The following is a 1978-nucleotide window of genomic DNA, read 5'->3' as shown; positions in this document are numbered from 1 at the left end:
GGTCGTTGTGGTAGGCGTGCCTGACCAGCATCTGCATGAGGATGGTCTCGAACCAGATGCCGATGGTGGCGACGCTGGCGACCTCCAGGCGGGACAGCTCCTTGCGCTGTTCCTCGGTGAGCCGGTCCCACAGGTGGGTGCCGTAGAGGGAGATCCGCTCGGGACGGATGGCCCACATGTCGGGGTCGACGGGGGCGTCCCAGTCGATCTCGACGAGCGGGTCGTAGGAGGCCTTGGCCGATCCGCGCAGGAGACGCTTGGCGATGTCCTCGCGGTCGGTGAGCTTGGGTTTGGCGACGACTTCGGCGGTCATCCGACTGTCTCCTTCAGGAACGGGTGGTCTGTGCGTGCGGGGTGCCGTACCGCGCGTGGAGGCCGCGGGCGATCTCGGCGTCGGCGAAGGCGCCGTCGGTGAGCAGCAGGCCGAGTTGGAGGGCCACGATCTGCTCGGTGGTGCCCGGGAAGTGCCGGGTCAGATGGAGGGCCGCGGTACCCAGGGCGGTCGAGGCGATGTCGCGGGGAGGGTGTTTGGCTCCGGCGGCCCGGACCACGGCCATGACGGTGTCGCGCTCGGTCTCGGCGGGGACGAGCCCGTCGAGGGAGGCGCCGGTGGCCCGGGAGCTCTCGTGGATGGGCGTGTCGACGAAGCCCGGATAGATCGTGGTGACACCGACGTGGGTGCCGTACTCGGCGCGGAGGCAGTCGGCGTAGGCGGAGACGGCACGTTTGGAGACCGTGTAGGCGCCGGCCAGGGGCAGTTGGAGTCCGGCCAGGAGGGAGGCGGTGACGATCACCCGACCGCGGCTGCGGACCAGGTGGGGCATGGCGGCCGCGGTGACCCTCCAGGTTCCGAGGAGGTTGACCTCCAGGGCCTGGTGCGCGTGGGAGTCGGGCATGTGCCCGATATCGACGGAGGGGCCGATCCCGGCGTAGTGGACGAGCAGGTCCAGGTCGCCGTCGAGGCGGTCGACGGCCTCGGCCACCCCTTCCTCGACCTGTCGGTCGTCGGTGATGTCGCAGGCGATCACACCGGGGGAGGGTTTGCGGTCGAGTCCGACGACGTTGACGCCGATGTGGCGAAGGACCGCCACGGTGGCGCTGCCGAACGCTCCGGAGGCGCCGGTGACGATGGCGTTCTGGCCCGGGAGACGGCGCAGGTGGCGCGGCAAGGGGGTCGTCATGTGATCTCCTCCACAGTCATTGCCGGAACGTTACAACGAGCATTGTCACAATGCAATGGGGTGTGACGCGGAATTTACTCGCGAGTAGGTCGAGATGTCGGGAAGGTGTCCGAGGCGCCGTGTTCTCGGCCTTTTCGGACATCACGAAGGGCCCGGCGGCCGGTGGGGGCGCCGGGTCCGGTGGTGAGAGAGGGGCCCGTGGGTCGGGTCAGCGACCCAGGAGGCCGGCCCTCCTCCAGAAACGACGGCCGATCCCCGAGATCGCCCCTGCGGTGTCGAGCGTCGACACGACCTTGCGGGACAGCTCCGTCTTGCTGTCGATGAAACGCGGGTTACGGCGGGCGACCCGACGGGCCTCCCGGGGATCGAGACCGACCCGCGCGTAGACCTTCGGGTGGATGAGGCGGGTGGCGGAGAAGTAGGCCACCACGCCGAGGACCAGGCGGCTGTAGGCCCTGTTCACCGGGCCCCTCCGGAGCCAGTCCCGGTGGAACTCCTCGCGGGCGTACCGGATGTGCCGGGCCTCCTCGATCACGTGGATGCGCGAGGTGGAACGCACGACCGGCTCGATGCTCTCGTCCTTCATCATCTCCCGCTGAAGCCGATCCAGGATCTCCTCGACGAACAGGGCTCCGCCGAAGATCAGCGGCCCGTGGGCGAGCGCCTTGAAGACCCGCCCCAGCGCGTGCGCGAGCGGGTCGATCCGGTAGGCCCGGGATCCGAGCCGCTCGATGGCCTTGGCGAACATGACGGTGTGGCGGCACTCGTCCGCGATCTCGGTGTAGGCGTACTGGACG

3 protein-coding genes are annotated in these 1978 nt (G+C 69.3%); all 3 read right to left on the bottom strand.

All coding sequences use genetic code 11. The features are described from left to right. Window positions 1-313: diiron oxygenase (locus D451_RS0126030; RefSeq protein WP_017536612.1), on the bottom strand; the 313-nt coding region annotated here is incomplete at its 3' end. Between the two features lie 13 nt (window positions 314-326). After that, window positions 327-1181 (bottom strand): SDR family NAD(P)-dependent oxidoreductase, encoded by an 855-nt coding sequence (locus tag D451_RS0126025; RefSeq protein ID WP_014909706.1) that lies wholly within the window; start codon window positions 1179-1181, stop codon window positions 327-329. Between the two features lie 208 nt (window positions 1182-1389). Next, window positions 1390-1978 (bottom strand): AurF N-oxygenase family protein (locus D451_RS0126020; RefSeq protein ID WP_017536611.1); only part of this gene is annotated, 589 nt, incomplete at its 5' end.

The organism is Nocardiopsis alba DSM 43377, from assembly GCF_000341225.1.
In the GTDB taxonomy this organism is placed as follows: Bacteria; Actinomycetota; Actinomycetes; order Streptosporangiales; family Streptosporangiaceae; genus Nocardiopsis; species Nocardiopsis alba.
The sequence above is the reverse complement of the archived record's forward strand: the minus strand, read 5'-3'. Positions and strand labels throughout refer to the sequence as shown.

What these genes read in the sequence shown, in the direction of transcription:
- D451_RS0126025 (WP_014909706.1), bottom strand. Translation starts at nt 1,181, where the DNA reads ATGACGACCCCCTTGCCGCGCCACCTGCGCCGTCTCCCGGGCCAGAAC.